This is a genomic window from Amycolatopsis plumensis (genome assembly GCF_042652605.1).
Classification (GTDB): Bacteria; Actinomycetota; Actinomycetes; order Mycobacteriales; family Pseudonocardiaceae; genus Amycolatopsis; species Amycolatopsis plumensis.
The window spans coordinates 4,538,725-4,557,941 of sequence record NZ_JBHSJY010000001.1; the positions used below are offsets into that span (position 1 = coordinate 4,538,725).

The 19,217-nt window shown below is 69.3% G+C and carries 16 protein-coding genes and 1 pseudogene; 9 read left to right on the plus strand and 8 right to left on the minus strand.

The window, feature by feature from the left end:
• Positions 1-253: 253 nt before the first annotated feature.
• From ACFPLC_RS21990 to ACFPLC_RS22015, 6 genes are all read left to right on the plus strand, one after another.
• A complete protein-coding gene (locus ACFPLC_RS21990) occupies positions 254-1,798 on the plus strand; it encodes an alpha/beta hydrolase (protein WP_378205421.1) in 1,545 nt (514 codons plus the stop codon).
• Between the two features lie 154 nt (positions 1,799-1,952).
• A complete protein-coding gene (locus ACFPLC_RS21995) occupies positions 1,953-2,852 on the plus strand; it encodes an ABC transporter ATP-binding protein (RefSeq protein WP_378205313.1) in 900 nt (299 codons plus the stop codon).
• Complete coding sequence (locus ACFPLC_RS22000) at positions 2,849-3,580, plus strand: ABC transporter permease (RefSeq protein ID WP_378205310.1); 732 nt, start codon at positions 2,849-2,851, stop codon at positions 3,578-3,580. The genes ACFPLC_RS21995 and ACFPLC_RS22000 overlap by 4 nt, the downstream gene beginning before the upstream one ends.
• A 54-nt stretch (positions 3,581-3,634) precedes the next feature.
• Positions 3,635-4,258, plus strand: a complete 624-nt coding sequence (locus ACFPLC_RS22005; protein ID WP_378205307.1) for a hypothetical protein — start codon at positions 3,635-3,637, stop codon at positions 4,256-4,258.
• Complete coding sequence (locus ACFPLC_RS22010) at positions 4,255-4,566, plus strand: transcriptional regulator (protein ID WP_191316771.1); 312 nt, start codon at positions 4,255-4,257, stop codon at positions 4,564-4,566. Before ACFPLC_RS22005 ends, ACFPLC_RS22010 begins: the two co-directional genes overlap by 4 nt.
• A 1-nt stretch (position 4,567) precedes the next feature.
• Positions 4,568-5,872, plus strand: coding sequence for a DNA polymerase IV (locus ACFPLC_RS22015; RefSeq protein WP_191316770.1), 1,305 nt, complete (start codon positions 4,568-4,570; stop codon positions 5,870-5,872).
• A gap of 48 nt (positions 5,873-5,920) precedes the next feature.
• Here the strand turns inward: ACFPLC_RS22015 and ACFPLC_RS22020 are convergent, their stop codons facing one another.
• The 5 genes from ACFPLC_RS22020 to ACFPLC_RS22040 form a co-directional block, all read right to left on the minus strand.
• Positions 5,921-6,997, minus strand: a complete 1,077-nt coding sequence (locus ACFPLC_RS22020) for a glycoside hydrolase family 88 protein (RefSeq protein ID WP_378205303.1) — start codon at positions 6,995-6,997, stop codon at positions 5,921-5,923.
• 82 nt (positions 6,998-7,079) lie between these two features.
• Positions 7,080-7,721, minus strand: a complete 642-nt coding sequence (locus ACFPLC_RS22025; protein WP_378205300.1) for a FadR/GntR family transcriptional regulator — start codon at positions 7,719-7,721, stop codon at positions 7,080-7,082.
• A 3-nt stretch (positions 7,722-7,724) separates the two neighbouring features.
• Positions 7,725-8,750, minus strand: coding sequence for an ABC transporter permease (locus ACFPLC_RS22030; RefSeq protein ID WP_191316767.1), 1,026 nt, complete (start codon positions 8,748-8,750; stop codon positions 7,725-7,727).
• Positions 8,747-10,285: a sugar ABC transporter ATP-binding protein gene (locus tag ACFPLC_RS22035; protein ID WP_378205297.1), complete on the minus strand. Its 1,539-nt coding sequence runs from the start codon at positions 10,283-10,285 to the stop codon at positions 8,747-8,749. Before ACFPLC_RS22035 ends, ACFPLC_RS22030 begins: the two co-directional genes overlap by 4 nt.
• A 75-nt stretch (positions 10,286-10,360) precedes the next feature.
• Positions 10,361-11,335, minus strand: a complete 975-nt coding sequence (locus tag ACFPLC_RS22040; RefSeq protein ID WP_378205294.1) for a substrate-binding domain-containing protein — start codon at positions 11,333-11,335, stop codon at positions 10,361-10,363.
• A 365-nt stretch (positions 11,336-11,700) separates the two neighbouring features.
• On the opposite strand from ACFPLC_RS22040, the gene ACFPLC_RS22045 reads away from it, so the two are divergent.
• From ACFPLC_RS22045 to ACFPLC_RS22055, 3 genes and pseudogenes are all read left to right on the plus strand, one after another.
• Positions 11,701-12,831, plus strand: a complete 1,131-nt coding sequence (locus ACFPLC_RS22045; protein WP_378205292.1) for a CapA family protein — start codon at positions 11,701-11,703, stop codon at positions 12,829-12,831.
• 156 nt (positions 12,832-12,987) lie between these two features.
• The gene (locus ACFPLC_RS22050) at positions 12,988-14,283 is read left to right on the plus strand and encodes an IS256 family transposase (RefSeq protein WP_378235896.1); all 1,296 of its coding nucleotides are present in this window, start codon (positions 12,988-12,990) and stop codon (positions 14,281-14,283) included.
• Between the two features lie 37 nt (positions 14,284-14,320).
• Positions 14,321-14,947 (plus strand): annotated as a pseudogene (locus ACFPLC_RS22055) (glycoside hydrolase family 88/105 protein); the annotation flags it as partial.
• A gap of 245 nt (positions 14,948-15,192) precedes the next feature.
• On the opposite strand, the gene ACFPLC_RS22060 reads toward ACFPLC_RS22055, so the two are convergent.
• The 3 genes from ACFPLC_RS22060 to ACFPLC_RS22070 form a co-directional block, all read right to left on the minus strand.
• A complete protein-coding gene (locus tag ACFPLC_RS22060; protein WP_378208023.1) occupies positions 15,193-16,674 on the minus strand; it encodes a glycoside hydrolase family 28 protein in 1,482 nt (493 codons plus the stop codon).
• A 245-nt stretch (positions 16,675-16,919) separates the two neighbouring features.
• Positions 16,920-18,491 (minus strand): alkaline phosphatase D family protein, encoded by a 1,572-nt coding sequence (locus tag ACFPLC_RS22065; protein ID WP_378208020.1) that lies wholly within the window; start codon positions 18,489-18,491, stop codon positions 16,920-16,922.
• A 30-nt stretch (positions 18,492-18,521) separates the two neighbouring features.
• On the minus strand, positions 18,522-19,178 hold the full coding sequence (locus tag ACFPLC_RS22070) for a hypothetical protein (RefSeq protein WP_378208017.1): 657 nt from the start codon (positions 19,176-19,178) through the stop codon (positions 18,522-18,524).
• Positions 19,179-19,217: the final 39 nt, after the last annotated feature.

Consider the following 19,217-nt stretch of genomic DNA (forward strand, 5'->3'; position numbering starts at 1 on the left):
AGGGACCCTCCCGGTACGCGGGGAGCCCGGCGGTCACGCCGTCTCAGACGAGGCGGAGCCGGATGAAGAAGATCATGGACCCGAACGTACGGGATCCCGGAACGTCCGCGCCACCCGATTTCCGCCTTTCGTAGGGCATTCGGGGGCCGCACCCGTTTGACCGTCCCGGCGCGGCCGCGCCGGGACTAGGGTTCTCCCGCCCGAAGTCGCAGGGGAAAGGGAGAAATCAGTGAGACGTGCCTTTCTGGCCGCGGTGGCCGCCGCCGCGGTGGCGTCCGCGCTCGTGGCCGCGCCGGCCGCGAACGCCGCACCCGGGGGCCAGGCCATCGCCTGGGGACCGTGCACCGATCCCACGCTGGTCACCGCCGGCGCCGAATGCGGATACCTCTCGGTGCCGCTCGACTACCGCCGTCCGGCCGGGGAACAGATCCAGCTCGCCGTCAGCCGCGTCAAGCACAAGGTGCCCGACGCGCAGTACCAGGGCGTCATGCTGACGAACCCGGGTGGCCCCGGCGGGTCCGGCCTGCTGCTCGCCACCCGCGGCCCGCGCGTGCCCAACCACGCCGGCGACGCCTACGACTGGGTCGGCTTCGACCCGCGCGGCGTCGGCGCCAGCAAGCCCGCGCTCAGCTGCGACCCGAACTACATGGACTACAACCGGCCGCAGTACGTGCCGTTCACCCCGCAGCTGGAGAAGACCTGGCTGAACCGCTCCAAGGGGTACGCCGAGGCCTGCGCGAAGAACAACTCGCGCGCGCTGCTGGAGAACATGAAGACGACCGACACGGTCAAGGACATGGACTCCCTCCGCCAGGCGCTCGGGGCGAAGCAGCTGAACTTCTACGGCTACTCCTACGGCACCTACCTCGGCCAGGTGTACGGCTCGCTGTACCCGCAGAACGTCCGGCGGATGGTGCTCGACTCGACGGTCGACCCGCGCGGCGTCTGGTACGGCGACAACCTGAACCAGGACATCGCCTTCGACAAGAACATCCTGATCTGGTTCGGCTGGCTGGCCCAGCACGACGACGTCTACCACCTCGGCAAGACGCAGGCCGCCGTGCAGCGGGTGGTCAACGAGCAGCTGCTCAAGGCGCAGTTCAACCCGGCCGGTGGCGTGATCGGGCCGGACGAGATCCTCGACGTCATCCAGCAGGCGAGCTACTACCAGCTGCGGTGGACGCTGCTGGGCGACGCGCTGTCCCGGTTCGTCAACCAGGGTGACTGGCAGAACTGGAAGACGCTGTTCGAGGCCTTCGGTGGCCGTGGCGACGACAACGGCTACGCGGTGTACCTCGCCGTGCAGTGCACCGACGTCCAGTGGCCACAGAGCTGGAACCAGTGGAAGCGCGACAACTGGCAGACCTTCGCCAAGGCGCCGTACTTCACCTGGCAGAACGCCTGGTTCAACGCGCCCTGCCTGTACTGGCCGGCGAAGGCCGGGAAGCCCACCAAGATCGACGGCCGAGGCGTGCAGAGCGTGCTGATGATCGACGAGACGCTGGACGCGGCGACGCCGTTCGAAGGCAGCCTCGAGGTCCGCAGCCGGTTCCCGGGTGCTTCGCTGATCGCGGAGCCGGGCGGCACCAGCCACGCGATCACCCCGCGCGGCAACGCGTGCGTCGACAACAAGATCGCCGACTACCTGGCGACGGGCGCGCTCCCGGCCCGCAAGCCGGGCCGCACGGCCGACGTCGAGTGCGCCCCGCTGCCGCAGCCGACACCGCCGGCCCCGACGGCCGCGAAGGCCGACATCGCGGCGACGCAGGGCATGGTGGCCGGGCGGTTCACCGGCTGACCTGCGGAGACCCTGAAAAAACGGGGTGCCGGGCACACTGCCCGGCACCCCGTTTTTCTTGCTTTCCAGTACCGGGGGCTTTGAACCTGCGCGGACTTTGTGTTACAAAGTGCGCAGCAACTTTGCGGTTCAAAGTCCACGGAAGGAGGACGCCATGACTGGGGGACCGGCGTTCGCGCTGCACGGCCTCACCAAGCGGTTCGGGCAGGTCACGGCGGTCGGCGGGGTGTCCGTCGAGGTCGCGCGCGGCGAGGTCGTCGCGCTGCTCGGGCCGAACGGCGCGGGTAAGTCGACCACCGTCGACATGCTGCTCGGCCTGACCAAGCCGGACGCGGGGGAGGTGACCGTCGCGGGTGGCAGCCCGCGCGAGGCCGTCGACCGGGGGCTCGTCGGCGCGATGATGCAGAACGGCGCGCTGCTGCCGGACGCCACCGTCGGCGAGCTCGTCGGCCTGATCGTCTCGACGCACGAGAACCCGCTGCCCGCCACCGAGGTGATCGCCCGGGCCGGGCTGGAGAACCTCGTGAAACGCCGCTGCGGCAAGCTGTCCGGCGGGGAACGCCAGCGCGTCCGGTTCGCCCTCGCCCTGGCCGGCAACCCGCAGCTGCTCGTGCTCGACGAGCCCACCGCGGCGATGGACGTCGACGGCAGGCGCGCGTTCTGGGCGGCCATCCGCGAGTTCGCCGCCGGCGGCCGGACCGTGCTGTTCGCCACGCACTACCTGGCCGAGGCCGAGGACTACGCCGACCGCGTGGTGCTGATGCGCCACGGCGTCGTCGTCGCCGACGGCCCGGTCGCCGAAGTCCGGGCCGCGGTGTCCGGCCGGGTGCTCAAGGCCGTCGTGCCGGAAGCCACCGAGGCGGACCTCGCGCGCCTGCCGGGCGTCACCGACGTCCAGCTGCGCGGCGGCCGCGCCGAGCTGGCCTGCGCCGACTCCGACGCCGCGATCCGCGCGCTGCTCGTCGAATACCCGCAGGCCGGAGACATCGAAATCACCGCGCTCGGCCTCGAAGAGGCCTTCCTGGCGCTGACCGCCGAGGAGGCCGCCGCGTGAACACGACGTACCTGAGCCTGGAGATCAAGCGGATCGTCCGGAGCCCGCAGTTCACCATCTTCACCATCGGCATGCCGGTGGCGATGTACCTGCTCTTCGGTTCGATCTTCGGCAAGCTGGAGCTGGCGAACGGCCTTCCCGCCGACGTCCAGACGATGATCAAGCTCGCCGCCTACGGCGCGAGCGGCGGCGCCCTGTTCACCGGGACGCGGGTGGCGCAGGAACGCACCGACGGCTGGCAGCGGCAGCTGCGGCTCACGCCGATGCGCGGGCCCGGCTACCTGGTGGTCAAGGTGCTGTCGGCGATGGCCGTGGCGCTGCCGGTGCTCGCGGTGCTGTTCCTCGCCGGGCTGGCGACCGGGGTCGAGATGACCGCTGCCCAGTGGGGTCTGGTGCTGGTGTCGCTGTGGCTCGCCGTGCTCCCGTTCGCCGTACTGGGCCTGGCCATCGGCCTGTTCGGCAAGGGCGACACCGTCGGCGCGGTGACCGGCGCGCTGATGATGCCCCTGGGCATGCTCGGCGGCCTGTGGATCCCGCTGGAGGTCCTGCCGAGCTGGATGTCGGTGGTGGCGCACTTCTTCCCGACCTACTGGCTCGGCCGGGTCGGTCTCGAACCGCTGGCCCACCAGGGCGGCCTCGGTCTCGCGGTGCTGGTGCTGGCGGGCTGGCTGGTCGTCCCCGCCCTGATCGTGGTGCGCCGCTTCCGGCTGGACACGGCCCGGCTGTGAATGCGTGTTAGCTTCCGTGCAGTTGAGGGAGCTGCACGGGAGAGGGCGAACCAGGTGGAAGACGAGCCGATGTCGGCCGAAGAGTCGCTGAACCTGATCGCCCAGCAAAACCGGCGGACCCGCCGGGAACTGGGCGGGGGCCCGGCACGGATGCTCGCCGCCTGGGCCCTCGCCTGGATCGTCGGCTGGGGCTTCACCTACGTCACGACGCTGCCCGGGGTCGGGGTGCCGCCCTGGGTGGCCGGCGGCATCGTCGTGCCGGTGCTGTTCCTCGGCGCCGTCGGCTACTCCGCCTACAGCGGCATCCGCACCGGCCGGGGGATCCGCGGGCCGTCCCGCACGGTCGGCGCGATGTACGGCTACGGCTGGGCGCTCGGCTCGATCGGGCTGATGGTCGTCGACATCCGGATCACGCAGTTCCAGGCGCTGTCGTCCGAGCAGGTGTCGCTGCTGTGGACCGGCACGTGGCTGCTGCTCACCGGCGTGATGTATATGGCCGGTGGCATGGTGTGGCAGGACAGGCTCATGTACGGCCTCGGTGCGTGGATGATCGTGTCGGCCGCCTTGAGCGTGCTGATCGGCTATCCGGCGAACTTCCTGGTGCTCACCGTCTGCGGCGGGGGCGGGTTCCTGCTCGGCGCGATCGTCTACTTCGTCCGCGAGAAGACCGGCCGATGAGCGACCTGCCGCAGCTCGACCCCGTCATCCACGCCCAGGCGCGGCTGCGGGTCACCGTCGCGCTCGCCGGGCTGCGCGCGGGCGACCAGATCACCTTCCCGCGGCTGCAGCAGCTGCTGGACATGACGGCGGGCAACCTCTCGACGCACCTGCGCAAGCTCGAAGACGCCGAGTACGTCGAGATCACCAAGGCCTATGAACACCGCACGCCGGTCACCCTGGTCCGGCTGACCACGGCAGGCCGGGCCGCGTTCGAGAGCTACACCAAGGCGCTGCACCAGCTGCTGGACGCCACCGGCGGGGACTGACGTGAGCCGCTGGGTGATCCACCTCGACCTGGACGCCTTCTACGCCTCGGCCGAGCAGCTCACCCGCCCGACGCTGGCCGGGCGCCCGGTGCTCGTCGGCGGCACCGGCCCCCGCGGGGTCGTCGCCGGGGCCAGTTACGAGTCGCGTGCGTTCGGCATCCGCTCGGCGATGCCGATGGCCCAGGCACGGCGGCTGCTGCCGGCGAACGGCGTGATCGTGCCGCCGCGGTTCCGCGTCTACGAGCGGCTCAGCCAAGAGGTCTTCGCGGTCGTCACGTCGGTGGCCCCGGTTCTGGAGAAGATCTCCCTCGACGAAGCCTTCGCCGAACCACCGTCACTGGTCGGCGCTTCGCTCGACGAGGTGACTTCGTTCTGTGCCTCGTTGCGCGCCCGGATCCGCGCGGAAACCGGCCTGGTGGCGTCGATCGGGGCGGGCAACGGCAAGCAGATCGCGAAGATCGCCTCCGACGAAGCCAAACCGGACGGGCTGCTGGTGGTGCCGCAGGGCACCGAACGGGAGTTCCTCGCCCCGCTGCCGGTGCGCGCGCTGTGGGGCATCGGCCCGGTCGCCGAGGGGAAGCTGCGGTTCATCGGCGTGCAGACGCTCGGGCAGCTGGCCGCACTGTCCGAACCGGACGCGGTGGCCACGCTCGGCGGCGTGGTCGGCCGCGACCTGCGCCGGCTGGCCACCGGTGTGGACGACCGCCCGGTGGCCGGCCGCGCCGAGACCAAGCAGGTCAGCGCCGAAACGACGTTCGACACCGACATCAAGGACCTCGCCTCGCTGCGGGCGGAGGTCCGCCGGATCGCCGTGGGCGCCCACCAGCGGCTGGTCAAGGCCGGCCGGGTGGCGCGGACGGTGGTGATCAAGCTGCGGCACACGGACATGCACACGGTGACCCGGTCCGAGACGATCTCGGCACCCACGGACGACCTGGCCGAGCTGGCGGCGACGGCCGAGCGCCTGCTGATCGACCCGGCGGAGTTCGGCGGCATCCGGCTGGCGGGCGTGGCCTACAGCGGGCTTTCGGTCCCGCACCAGGACGCGCTGTTCTCCCTGGCCGCGCCTTCGGTGCCGTCGACGTCGACCGTGGTGTCAGCCCCGGCTCCCGCGGCGCCTTCGGAGTGGCGTCAAGGCGACGACGTGGTCCACGAGGAGTTCGGCACGGGCTGGGTCCAGGGCGCGGGCCACGGCCGGGTGACGGTCCGCTTCGAGCGCCGGTCGTCCGGCCCCGGCGTCGCGCGCACCTTCCTCCAGTCGGACCCGGCCCTGACCCGCGGAGACCCCCGCGACTGCCTAAGCTGACCGCTCGTGAGTGGTAAGGCGGGTTCTAACCCGCCTTACCACTCACGACTACTCCGCCGAGCAGCCCTGGAGTTTCGCCACCTGCTGGCCCGCCAGCAGGAACGCGCCCACGCCGTATGCCGCCGTGTCGGTCGCGTGCGCGGTGGCCGGGCGGTCGCCCACCGGCTGGACGTACCCGACCAAGCCGTTGGGCTGCAGGGCCTTCGTCGACAGCGCCCTCCACGCCTTGTCCACCACCGGACGGAAGCGGGCCGCGTCGAGGATGCCCGCGTTGACGCCCCAGCCGAGGCCGAACGCGAAGAACGCCGTGCCGCTGGACTCGGGGCCGCCGTGGTCCCACGGGTTCAGCAGGTCGGAGTTCCAGAAGCCGTCACGTCGCTGGACCAGCGCCAGCGTGGCCGCCATCTTCTTGTACACCCGCAGGTATTCCGGGCGGCGCGAGTCGTCGGACGGCAGCACCTGCAGGACCTTCGTCAACGCCGCCAGTGCCCAGCCGTTGCCGCGGGACCAGAACACGCCCGAGCCCGTGAACCGCGCGTCGCGGTACCACAGGCCGGTGAACTCGGTGAACAGCTTGCGTTCCGACGACCGGAAGAGCTGGTCCATCGCGTCCAAATAGGACGGATCGTGGTCGATCAGGCTCATCCGCGCGAACGACGGCATCGCCATGTTCAGCGCGTCGACGTAGTTCCAGTAGTCGCGATGGCCCGCCTGGACGGACGCCACCTCGTCGCGGATCCGCGTGCGAATCGAATCCAGGGGGATTTCGGGGTGGAAGTAGGTGTACAGGTCGAGGTACGCCTCGCCGGCCGCCTGGTTGTCCGGGAAGAACGGCCGCTTCGGGTCGTCGGGCAGCAGGTACTTGTTGGCCTGGGCCCAGGGGTAGGTCTTGTGGTTGGACTGGCCGGTGGTCCGGACCAGGGCGAGGTTGCCGACGTGGAACGTGGCGTTCTGCCAGTCCGGCGCGTCGAGGTTCGTCCCGTTGGTCACCCAGTAGTTGCCCGCGGACACCATCTCGTCGGAGATGGTGCAGGTCGCGGCGGTCGCCACCGGGGCGGTGAAGAGACCGCCCGCCAGCGCCGTGGCCGCGAGCACGCCGAAACCGCGAATTGCCGGGAAACGCATGAAAGCGTCCTCCTCAACAGGTCATGGCGGCGGGCATCCGCAGCGAGTGAAGCGCGTCCCGGTAACCGTGTCAAGGTACCGATCACCGGTACGCCGCAACGGTTTCCAGCAATCGGCGGCACGCTGTTTCGGCGCCGTCGGCGTTCTTCGCCAGCACCAGCGTCAGCACGCGGGAATGCGCGACGAGCGTGTGCACCGGTTCGCCCTGCGCCCGCAGCGCCGCCACCACCGGCACCTGCAGCTGCGCGATCAGCGTGTTCCCCGCCGCGCGGACGAGCGCCGCGTGGAACTGCGCGTCGGCGGCCTCGAAGGCCGCGGTGTCCTCGGCGTCGGCCATCTGCGCGTAGGCCGCCGCCATCGCCGAAAGCTCGTCGGGACGCCGGTGCCGCGCCGCCATCCGGGCCGCCTGCGGTTCGATGGCCAGCCGCAGTTCCAGCAGCTCGCGCAGGTGCTCGCGGCCGCCGGGCCCGCCGACGCGCCAGGCGATGACGTCCGGGTCGATCGCGTCCCACGCCTCGGGCGGCAGCGTCCAGGTCCCGACCCGCGGGCGCGCGGTGACCATGCCCTTGGACTCGAGCACGCGCAACGCCTCGCGGACCACCGTCCGGGACGCGGAAAACCGCCGGCACAGCTCCTCGGGGACGAGCGGCTGCCCGTCCCCGAGAGCGCCTTCGACGATGAGCCGGCCCAATTCGTCGACGATGCGCGCGTGGAGGTTGCGCACCCGCTACTCGGGCAGGCCGACGCGCCGCTCCCCGCTGCGCAGCTGCTGCAGCACGACCGCGATCACCAGCAGCGCGCCGTGGGCGACGTTCTGCCAGAACGGGTTGATGCCCAGCCCGGACATGCCGTTGTCGAGCACGCCGAGGATGACCACCGCGAGCACGGTCGAAATGATCGACCCGCGGCCGCCCTTGAGCATCGTGCCGCCGAGCGCGGCGCCGGTGACCGCCTGCAGCTCCAGGCCTTCCGAGCCGGACGTCGGCTGGCCGGAGCCGGTGCGGGCGGTGATCAGCACGCCCGCGATCGCCGCGACCACGCCGACCAGGGCGTACACGCCGATGATGTACCGGTTGATGTTGATGCCGGCCAGCCGCGCGGCGGTGTCGTTGCCACCGATGGCGTAGACGTTGCGGCCGATGTCGGTGTACTTGAGCAGGAAGTGCAGCAGCGCCGCGACGATCAGGAACACCCACACCAGCGATGGCAGGCCCGCGATCGCGCCCTTGGCCAGGAAGATGAACAGGTCGTCGCCGCCGGTGTAGCCCTGCGCCTTGCCGTCGGAGATGACCTGCGCGATGCCCTTGTAGGTGGCGAGCATGGCCAGCGTCGCGACCACCGGGTTGACCCGGCCGAAGATGATGATCATGCCGTTGACCAGGCCGCACAGGATGCCGACGCCGACCGCGGCGAGGATGCCGACCTCGGCGTTGCCGGTCGAGGTGAACACCATCGCCGAGATGACCGAGGCCAGCCCGGCCATCGAGCCGACCGAGATGTCCAGCGCGCCCAAGATGATCACCAGGGTCTGGACCAGCGCGAGCAGGCCCATGATGGTGATCGCGCTGCCGATCAGCAGCAGGTTGTTGGTGCGGAAAAAGTTCTCGTTCAGCACGCTCAGCAGGATCACCAGCGCGATCAGCGTGATGATCAGGCTCGAGTTCTGCACGCCGATGCCGGACAGCACGCGGCGCGCGGCGGACGGCTGCGGTGGCGCGGCGGGGGCCGACGTTTCCTTGGTGGGGGTGCTCATGCGCCGATCTCCTGGGCGTCGTCCACGGCTGGTTCGGTTTCGGGGATGGCGAGGGTCAGCACGGCTTCCTCGGTCGCTTCCTCGCGGCCGAGCTCTCCGGCGAGGCGCCCGGCGCGCATGACGAGGATGCGGTCGGCGAGCGTCAGCACCTCGGGCAGGTCGGAGGAGATGACCAGCAGCGCGATGCCTTCGGCCGCGAGGCCGTCGATGATCCGGTAGATCTCGGCCTTCGCGCCGACGTCGACCCCGCGCGTCGGTTCGTCGAGGATCAGCAGCTTCGGCCGCCGCGCGAGCCAGCGCGCGAGGACGGCCTTCTGCTGGTTGCCGCCGGAAAGCTTGCGGACTTCCTGCTCCATCGACGGCGTCCGCACGCGAAGCTCGCGTACGTACTCCTCGACGAGCGCGCGTTCCTTCGCCCGCTTCACGACCCGGAAGCGGCGAAGCCGATCCAGGACGGCGATGGAGACGTTGTCGCGTACGGACCGCTGCATGAGCAACGCGTCCGTCTTGCGCTCTTCGGGCGCGAAGCCGATGCCCGCCTTCACGGCGTCGCCCGGGTTGTGCGCGCGCAGCCGCTTGCCGTCGAGTTCCACCGTCCCGGACCGGATCGGCAAGTCGCCGACGATCGCCCGGGCCAGCTCGGAGCGGCCCGCGCCGACCAGCCCGGCCAGGCAGACGACCTCGCCCGCGCGGACCTGCAGCGAGATGCCGGTGACGTCGTCGGTCGTGACGTCGGTCAGCTTGAGCACCACATCGCCGGTGTCCTGGGTGACGCGGCGTTCGAGCGCCGAGAGGTCGCGGCCGATCATCATCCGGACCAGGCCGGCCTCGTCGGTCTCCGCGGCCTGCTGGACGCCGACGAGCTTGCCGTCGCGCAGCACGGCGACGCGGTCGGCGAGCTGGAAGATCTCCTTCATCCGGTGCGAGACGTACACGACCGCGACACCGCTGTCGCGCAGCCGCCCGATCAGCCGGAACAGCGCCTCGACCTCGTGCTCGGACAGCGACGACGTCGGTTCGTCGAACGCGATCACCCGCGGCGGAGTGGCCGCGGTGAGCACGCGGAGGATCTCGACGAGCTGCCGCTGCGCGGGAGAGAGCGCGGCGCCGAGCGTCGCCGGGTTGAGGACGCCTTCGAAGCCGTATTCGACGAGGGCGTCGTGCGTGGCCTTGGTGAGCGTGCGGCGGCTGAACACCCGGGCCTTCGCGGGGAGTTCGCCGACGAAGACGTTCTCCGCCACCGAAACGTGCGGGATGATCTCGGGTTCCTGGTAGATCACCCGCACCCCGGCGGCCATCGCCGCGCGCGGCGTGTCGAAGGCGACTTCGGTGCCGTCCAGGAGCAGCCGGCCCTCGTCCGGGCCCTGGTCGCCGGACAGCACGCGCAGCAGCGTCGACTTGCCGGCGCCGTTTTCGCCCATCAGGGCCAGGACTTCGCCGGAGCGGAACTCCAGGGAGACGTCGTCGAGGGCGGTGACCCCGGAGAAGCGCTTGCCGATGCCCTCGACGGCGAGCGCGGGAGGAGAGCTGGACATGGTCGCCTTCCGTACGGCGGTCGTGAGTGCGTAACAGTGTTAGAACACTGTTACGCACTCACGAGGGGTGGGCGGTCAGGTGCAGTTGACGCCGGCCTGCTTGTAGTTGTCCTTGTTGACGATCGTGGTCTTGGCGATCGTCTCCGCGGGCAGCTCCTTGCCGTTCTTCACCTTGTCGACCAGCACCTGGATCGCCGAGCGGCCGACCTCGGCGCCGGAGATGTAGAGCGCGGCCTTGTTGCCGGTGTCCTTGTTCGCCGCCCAGTCCTTGCAGTCGAGGTAGGCCCCGAGCCCGACGCCGATGATGTTGTCCGCCTGGACGCCGGAGTTGGCCAGCGCGGTCACGACGCCGGTCTCGTTCTCGTCGTTGCAGCCCCAGACCACCCAGTGCTTGACGCCCGGGTTGGAGCCGATCACCGCGCCGGAGCGGTTCTGCGCGTCGACCGGGGAGTTGTCGGTGCCGACGTCGATGACCTGGACGTCCGCGCCCGCGGCCTTGGCGAACGCGGACTTCGCGGCGTTGACGCGGTCGGTGCAGACGGTCAGGTCCTGCTTGTACGCGCTGATGATCTTCGTGTCGGCGGCGGCCCAGCCCGCGGCCTTGAACAGCTTCCCGGCCTCGGTGCCGACCGAGTCGCCCATCTGGCTGCCGTTGAAGCCGACGAACGGGGCCTTCGCGCCGGTGCCGTCCTTGATGACGTCGTCGGACGCGATCAGCGGGATGCCCGCGCTCTTGGCCTTGTCGATCACCTGCGGGCCGATGGCCTGGTCCGGGACGACGATCGCGACGCCGTTGGCGCCCTGCGCGACCGCGGCGTCCAGTTCGGTGATCGCCTTGTTGGCGTCCTGGCCGAGGTTGACGACCTTGAGCTCGACGCCGAGCTCCTTCGCCTTCTCCTGCGCGCCCTGGGCCTGCTCGACGAAGTACTGCTGGTCACCCTGTTTCTGCAGGTAGTACAGGGTGATCTTGCCGTTGGCGGGTGCCTGCTGCTGCGGCGCGGCGGTGTCTTTGCCGGAAGAGCAGGAGGCGAGCAAGGCGCCGGAAATCAAACAACAACCAACAACGCTCCAGGTCCGGAACCTGTGCGGGTATGTGGACATCGAGTGCTCCCATGGGGGCCGAGGTCGGGTGAATCGGTCGGGTCGCGCAGTGACTCGTATTACAAAACACCCGTTCGAGGAGCGTCAAGGCGCAGTTAGCGGAGCGAGACCTACCCTCTGTAGTTCTGTCGTGACGCACGCCCGGGTGATTTATCGTATTTTTTCGCACCTGGGCTGGGCGTTGTCCAGTTTTGACATGTGGCGATGTTCTGATCGGTGTTGTCGACTGTGGTGGATGTTGCTGATCCCCGGGATGCCCTCGCTGCCCGTGCGGACCGGCTGGCAGGATGGCCGGACCACGTTAGGGGGACCCGATGACGAAGCACCGCGTTGCCGCGCTCGCCGGGGTCGCCGTCCTGGTGGCCGCGTGCAGCACCCCGCCGCAGCGGCAGGGGCCGGCGCCGACGCCGTTCCCGGAAACGGCGGCTCCGTCTTCGGATGGCGCGCCCGAGGGGTCGTTCAGCGTCGTCGCCACCGGGGACGTCCTCATCCACCCGGCGCTGACCGAGCAGGCCGAGGCCGATGGCGGCGGCAAGATCGACTACCGGCCGCTGCTGGCCGGGATCAAGCCGCTGATTTCCGGGGCCGACCTCGGGATCTGTCACCTCGAGACGCCGCTGGCGCCGGAGGGCGGGCCCTATAGCGGCTACCCGTCGTTCAGCGCGCCGCCGGAGATCGCCGACGCGATCAAGGACACCGGCTACGACACCTGCTCGACGTCGTCCAACCACACGATCGACCAGGGCGCCGAGGGTGTCACCCGGACCCTGGACAAGCTCGACGCCGTCGGCGTCAAGCACACCGGCTCCGCCCGGTCGGCGGCCGAAGCCGCGAAGCCGCTGATCCTCGACGTCCACGGCGTCAAGGTCGCGCAGGTGTCGTACGCGTTCGGCTTCAACGGCATCAAGGTGCCGGCCGGGAAACCGTGGCTGGCCAACCAGATCGACGTCGACGCCGTGCTGGCGGCGGCCCGCAAAGCCCGCCAGGCCGGCGCGCAAGTCGTCATCGCGAGCCTGCACTGGGGCGTGGAGTACCAGCACGAGCCGACGGCCGAACAGCGGTCGCAGGCCAAGAGGATCCTGGCGTCGGACGACGTCGACCTGATAGTCGGTCACCACGCCCACGTGGTCCAGCCGTTCGAGAAGATCGGCGGCAAGTGGGTGGCCTACGGGCTCGGCAACAGCGTCGCCCGCCACTCCGAACCCAAGGGCGACACGGAAGAAGGCGCGGCCGCCCGCTTCCGCTTCGTCCGCGACGGCGACCGCTGGAAGGTCGACAAGGCCGAGTACATCCCGACCCTGATCCGCCTCGAAGCCCCGATCCGCCTGATCGACTTGTCGACATCCCCCGCGTCTCCCCAGGTCACCAAGGCCCTCCAGGACACGGACAAGAACATCCTGAGCCTCAACGCCGACAAATCCGGCCTCACCCGCCCCGGCAAATAGCGTGCCCGAAGGGTCGACACGCGTGATTGGGGAGCCGACACGCGTGATTGAAGGGTCGACACGGCGGCACCGGACCTGCCGCGGGGACTGTCTCAGGATCGGTGTTTCCGGCCCGACACGCCGGGCTGAGGTCCGGCGGGATGGGCACTGTGAGTGATGACATCGGACCTTGTGAGTCCACGCAAGAGTGAGTCCAAGCCGGCGCGGGAGCTGTCGCCGGAGCAGGCCGCCGCGGCGGCGATGGTGGCCGAGGCGAAGGCCCGCGGGCTGGCGCTGACCGGGCCGGACGGGTTGCTGAAGCTGTTCACCAAGAACGTGCTGGAAACCGCCCTCAACGAAGAGATGACCGAACACCTCGGGCACGAGAAGAACCAGGCCGACCCGGACCGGGAGTCGACGAACGTGCGCAACGGCACACGCCCGAAAACGGTGATCTCGGACGCTGCGGGTGAGGTCGGCATCAACGTACCACGGGACCGGGAGAGCACGTTCGAACCGCAGATCGTGAAGAAACGGCAGCGGCGGCTCACCGAAGTGGATGAGATCGTGCTGTCGCTGTATGCGAAGGGAATGACGAGCGGGGATATCTCGGCGCATTTCGCCGAGATCTACGGATCCTCGGTCAGCAAGGAAACGATCTCACGGATCACCGACAAGGTCGTCGCCGAGATGCAGGAATGGTCCAACCGTCCCCTCGACGCGGTGTACGTGGCGGTGTTCATCGACGCTATCTATGTCAAGGTCCGCGACGGCCAGGTCGCCAACCGGCCCGTCTATGCCGCCATCGGCGTCACCATCGACGGTCACAAGGACGTCCTGGGCCTGTGGATGGGCACCGGCGGCGAGGGCGCGAAGTTCTGGATGAGCGTGCTGATCGACCTGAAGAACCGCGGCATCCGGGACGTGTTCTTCCTCGTCTGCGACGGCCTCAAAGGCCTGCCCGAGGTGGTGACGAACGTGTGGCCGCAAACTATTGTGCAGACCTGCATCGTCCACCTCATTCGCAACACGTTCCGGCTCGTGTCCCGCCGGGACTGGGAGGCGGTGAAACGCGACATCAAACCCATCTACACCGCACCCAGCCCGGACGCCGCCGCGGTCGCTCTCGACGAATTTGAGGAGAAATGGGGGGCGAAGCATGGAGCGGTGATTCGTTTGTGGCGCAACGCTTGGAATGAGTTCACGCCGTTCCTTGACTATGACGTCGAGATCCGGACGATGATCTGCTCCACGAACGCGATCGAATCATTGAACGCCCGTTACCGGCGGGCAGTCCGTGCACGAGGGCACTTCCCGACCGAGCAGGCCGCGATGAAGTGCCTGTACCTTGTGACCCGCAGCCTGGACCCGACCGGGACAGGCCGCGCCCGGTGGACGATGCGTTGGAAGCCAGTGATCAACGCGTTCGCCATCACGTTCGGTGACCGCTGGCCGGGAGCCGAAACCTACTGATCAACAACGCCGGAAACACCGATCACGGGATAGACCCTTCGGCGACGGTGACTACTGCTTCGAGGAAGCGGCGAAGAACATCGTCGTGTACTTCAGCCACCTGCGCGAACCGGCGAAGGGCCTGCTGTACCACGCCTACGACGAGGACGGCTCCGAGTCGTGGGCGTCCGGGTCCGGGCACCACTCGAAGTACCACTGGGCCCGGGCGATCGGCTGGTTCGGCATGGCCACCATCGACATCCTCGAGGTCCTGCCGGCCGACCACCCGCGGCGGGCCGCGCTGATCGACGTCGTCCGCTTCCTGGCGGCCGGTTACCAGCGCTACCAGGACGCCTCGACGGGCCGCTGGTACCAGGTGGTCGACCGCGGCGGCGACGCGAAGAACTGGCTGGAGACGTCGGCGTCGTCGATGTACACGTTCACGATGGCTCGCGGCGTCCAGCGCGGCTACCTGCCGGCGTCCTACCAGGCAGTGGCGGATCGCGGGTACGCCGGCGTGCTGCGCAAGGTGTCGCTCGGCTCGGACGGGCTCACGAACATCACCGACATCTGCGAGGGCACCAACGTCGGCGACCTGTCCTACTACTACGCCCGAGCCCGCAAGACCAACGACTTCCACGGCCTGGGCGCGTTCCTGATCATGAACGAGCAGTACGCGCACTGACCCTTGTGACGCCGCAGAAGGGGTCCCGGCCACCCGGCCGGGGCCCCTTCGTCATGTGCGGGAAGGGTCATCACGCGTGATTGGAAGGTCAACTCGCGTGATTGGGAGGTCGACACGGCGTGGCCCGGGGAGTCCGGCCGTGTCGACCCTCCAATCACGGGTGATGACCCTCCAATCACGCGTGTCGACCCTCCGATCACGGGCGAGGCCCCTTCCCGCTCGCGGGAAGGGGCCTCGGGGTGGGGTCAGCAGGCCGTGGTGGAGCTGGAGGTGGCGATCCGGAGGGCGGAGCCGGAGGTGGTGGTGGAGTCCTTGACGCAGTAGCCCGTCACCGACTGGAAGCCGATGTCGAACGGGCTCTTCGAGCCCTTCTCCGCCGTGAAGTGGTCGAACGTGATGTCGGAGCTGTTGTTGACGATGCTCGCCGGGCGGCCGTCGTCCTTGGCGAACTCGACCGAGCTGTTCACGAACCGGATGCCGGCCGCGTAGTGCAGGTACCAGCCGTAGGACGGGCGGGTGCCGATGCTCTTCGGGTTGTAGTCCGTGGCCGTGTTGCTCGGGACGCCCGTGCCCATGGTTCCGTTCCCGCCCGGCACCGAAAGCTTCACGCCGGTGAACGTGACGTCGGAGACGCGGTGACCGCTGTCCGCGCCCCAGATCGTCGGGCTGAAGCTGCTGCCCGTGTGCGTGCCGGTGACGTTGTCGAACGTGATGCCGCTGATCGACCCGACACCCGGGTCGTTGCCGCAGCGCTTGCGCGTGCCGATCTTCATCATGATCGGCGAATACGTCCCGGACATCGTGATGTCGCGGTAGTGGACGTCGGAAATCTTCGCGCCGTCCATCGAAACGATGCCGATGCCCGATTTGTGCGCGCCGGTGATCGTGATGCCCGAGAAGTGGTACCCGGTGAAGTCGCCGCAGGTCTCGGACCCGAACATCAGCGCGTTGCAGCAGACCGCCGACAGTTTCGCGCCGGTCACCGTCACGTTCCCGTTCGGCAGTTTCGCGCCGAGCGCGTAGTCGCTCTTGAACACCAGCGCGTCGTCGTTCGCGGCGATCGCGGCGTTGGTGATCGTGACGTTCGTCGTGCTGATGATGTTCCAGCCGTCGCGGTCGCTCGCCGTGTCGATGGTGAGGTGGTCGGAAACGACGTTCGTGCAGCCGTTGATCAGCGCCGCGAAGTGTCCGCCGCGGCGCAGTTTGACGCCGGACAGCGTCAGGCCGTCACACCGGGTGAGGGAGAGGATCTTGTCGGCCTCGCCGGACTTCGGGTTGCCGGTGATGAGGTGGCCGCCGCCGTCGATCGTGCCGGCGCCGGTGAAGCCGATGTTCGTCAGCCGGTCGCCGGAGAACATCGCGTTGTGGAAGTGGCTGTGCCCGTAGTCCTGGTAGTCGTCCCACTGGTTCGGCTCGGGCTTGTCGTAGGTGTCCGCGCCCGAGCCGGTGATCGTGGCCCCGGCGTCGAGCTGGATCGTGACGTTGCTCTTGAGGTGGACGGTGTTCGCCGACTTGTAGGTGCCGGAGGTGAACCGGACGGTGCCGCCGCCCGCCGCGTTCGCCGCGGTGATCGCCTTGTCGATGGCGGCGGAATCGTTGGCCGACCCGTTCCCCTTGGCGCCGTAGTCCTTCACGTCGTAAACGCCGCCGGGCGCGGCGGCGGAAACGCCGGCGCCGGCCACCACCAGCCCGGCCACCGCGAAGGTGATCAGCAAGAGTTTTTTCACTGTGGAACCGCCTTGTCATGGGATCGCAGAATTCGGCATGACGGCGGAAACCCCAGATTACGAGCGGCACGAACGGAATGTCAAGATCGCCGGGTCCGGGGACCCGCGCCACCCCCAGTCGGGGCGCGGGTCCCCCGTGTCCATTCGGGATTCTCGGAGTCTACCTTCGCCGGGCCCGGGTGCCCCGTGCGTTTTTCATGGTCCACAACGTGAATCCACCATGATCGGTGTCACGCAGGGTGACTTCAGGTCTTCTGGAGGCCCGGCTTCCCGGCCTGCACCACGTAGCTGACGTCGTTCTTGATCACCACCGCAGCCGGGTCGTAGACGCTCGTGTCGGACGTCGTCATGAAGTCCGCCCGCAGCTGCGACGGCGTGGTCGTGACGCGGACGTACCCGCGCTCGCCCTTGCAGTACTTGACGTGCGGGTTGTTCGCGTACCAGGCCGCGCTGGGCGCGGACGCGGTGTCGCTGTTGCTCGTGACCGACGTCGTGACCAGCTCCGAGCCGATCACCGGGTCGCTGTGGTCGAAGTAGTCCAGCCGCAGGTCCGCGGCCCAGTGCCGGTGGACGTCGCCGGTGAGCACGACCGGGTTGGCCACCTTCCGGTCGACCCAGCCCTGCTGGATCCGGTTGCGGGAGGCCTCGTAGCCCTGCCAGGAGTCGTTGCTCTCGCAGGTGGCCTTGTTGCCGTCGCTGTCACGCGTGGCGAAGAAGACCTGCTGGCCGAGGAAGTCCCAGGTCGCCGGGTGCGACTCGAACTGCTTGAGCAGCCACGCCTCCTCCGTGGCGCCGAGGATGCTGCGGGAGGTGCTGCGCATGTCGGCGCAGGCCGGACCGGCGTCACCGGACGGGTCGGGCACCTGGGCACTGCGGTACTGGCGCGTGTCGAGCATGTGGAAGCGGGCCAGGTTGCCCCACATCAGCTGCCGGTAGAGCTGGATCGACGCGCCGTTCGGCTTGGCCGTCGACCGGATCGGGGTGTTCTCGTAGAAGGCCTGGAACCCGGCGGCCTTGCGCGCGGCCGGCGCGGGCGAAGTGGTGCCGTTCCAGTTGTTCATCACCTCGTGGTCGTCGAAGACCACGATCCAGGGCGCGATCGCGTGCGCGGCCTGCAGGTCGGCGTCGGTCTTGTGCTGGGCGTGGCGGGCGCGGTACTGCGCGAGCGTGGTGACGTCCTCGGTGAAGGCCAGGCTGCGCGGGTTGCGCTCCTGCGCGGTGCGGCCCGACTTCTTCTCGTAGATGTAGTCGCCGAGGAACAGCACCAGGTCGGGGTCGTCGGCCACGATGCCCTTGTACGCGTGGTAGTAGCCCTCCTCCCAGTGCTGGCAGGAGCTGAAGCAGTACTTGAGCTGGTTGACCGCGGCCCCGGCGGCGGGCGCGGTGCGCGTCCGGCCGACCGGCGAGATGTAGCCCGAGCTCTTGAACCGGTAGAAGTACTCGCGGGCGGGCTGCAGCCCGGTCGGTTCGATGTGGACGCTGTGCCCGGACGCGCGGACGGCGTCCACCGACCCGCGCTGCACGATCGAGCTGAACGCCTCGTCGTTCGCGATCTCCCAGTCGACCGCGTAGGTGGCGTCCGGCATGCCGCCGAAGCCGTCCGGGTTGAGCGGCGCGGGGGCGAGTCTCGTCCACAGCACCACGCTGTCGGGCAGTGGATCGCCGGAGGCGATGCCGAGCTGGAACGGATCGCGGACGGCGGGGGCGGCCGCCGTGGTGCGGGCGTTCGCCCACGACGGCAGCGCCGCCGAAGCCGCGGTGGCGGTGACCGCGGCGAGCCCGCCGAGCAGCACCTTGCGCCGGTTGACCTGACCCATGGGAAAACCCTTTCTCGTGGTGGACGGGCCTCAGGCCGCGTAGTCGGTGATGCCGTCGCTGCAGGACTTCAGGTCGGGCTTGGCGGTCGTGTAGTTCGCGACGCAGACCTTGTAGAAGACCCAGCCGCCGTGCGGGACCGTGACGGCCTTGTCGACCTTCGTGCCCTCGCCGCCGGAGTTCCAGACGTAGAACGGCCCGGCGCCGCCCTTGGTCCAGTAGGCGACCACGGCGGAGTAGCCGTCGGAATTCGTGTCGTAGACCAGGAAGTGCGAGTCGGACGAGCGGTACTGCGCCTCGCCCGCGCAGGCGTCGGCGCACTGGCCGCTGCCCGAGCCGACGCCGCAGTCGGGCGCCACCCGCGTGTCGGAGTTGGTGAAGACGTAGGTGTCCGAGATGTACCCGCCAAGCGCGGGCACGTAGTCCCACAACGTGCCGGTGCCGTACGGGCCGGTCACCGACGAGCCGTTGACCTGGCAGTCGATGGTGACGGTGGCGCCGTTGGCGACGGTCTTGACCGCCGTGGCGGCCGTGGTGGGTGCCCGGCGGACGTTGAGGGGGTCACCCGCGGTCTTCACGGTCCCGCTCGCCGCCGCCGACGCCTCGATCGCGCCGCCGGCCAGGAGCGCGCCGACCGCGGCCAGTACCAGGCCGGAACCGGCGATACGCCGGAGTTTCGATCGCTTCATGGCGGCAGCGTCGCTCCGCGCCATACAGATTCCGTACAA

Coding starts and splice junctions, on each gene's coding strand:
- ACFPLC_RS21995 (WP_378205313.1), top strand. CDS start 1,953: ATGACTGGGGGACCGGCGTTCGCGCTGCACGGCCTCACCAAGCGGTTC.
- ACFPLC_RS22010 (WP_191316771.1), top strand. CDS start 4,255: ATGAGCGACCTGCCGCAGCTCGACCCCGTCATCCACGCCCAGGCGCGG.
- ACFPLC_RS22020 (WP_378205303.1), bottom strand. CDS start 6,997: ATGCGTTTCCCGGCAATTCGCGGTTTCGGCGTGCTCGCGGCCACGGCG.
- ACFPLC_RS22030 (WP_191316767.1), bottom strand. CDS start 8,750: ATGAGCACCCCCACCAAGGAAACGTCGGCCCCCGCCGCGCCACCGCAG.
- ACFPLC_RS22035 (WP_378205297.1), bottom strand. CDS start 10,285: ATGTCCAGCTCTCCTCCCGCGCTCGCCGTCGAGGGCATCGGCAAGCGC.
- ACFPLC_RS22045 (WP_378205292.1), top strand. CDS start 11,701: ATGACGAAGCACCGCGTTGCCGCGCTCGCCGGGGTCGCCGTCCTGGTG.
- ACFPLC_RS22050 (WP_378235896.1), top strand. CDS start 12,988: ATGACATCGGACCTTGTGAGTCCACGCAAGAGTGAGTCCAAGCCGGCG.
- ACFPLC_RS22065 (WP_378208020.1), bottom strand. CDS start 18,491: ATGGGTCAGGTCAACCGGCGCAAGGTGCTGCTCGGCGGGCTCGCCGCG.
- ACFPLC_RS22070 (WP_378208017.1), bottom strand. CDS start 19,178: ATGAAGCGATCGAAACTCCGGCGTATCGCCGGTTCCGGCCTGGTACTG.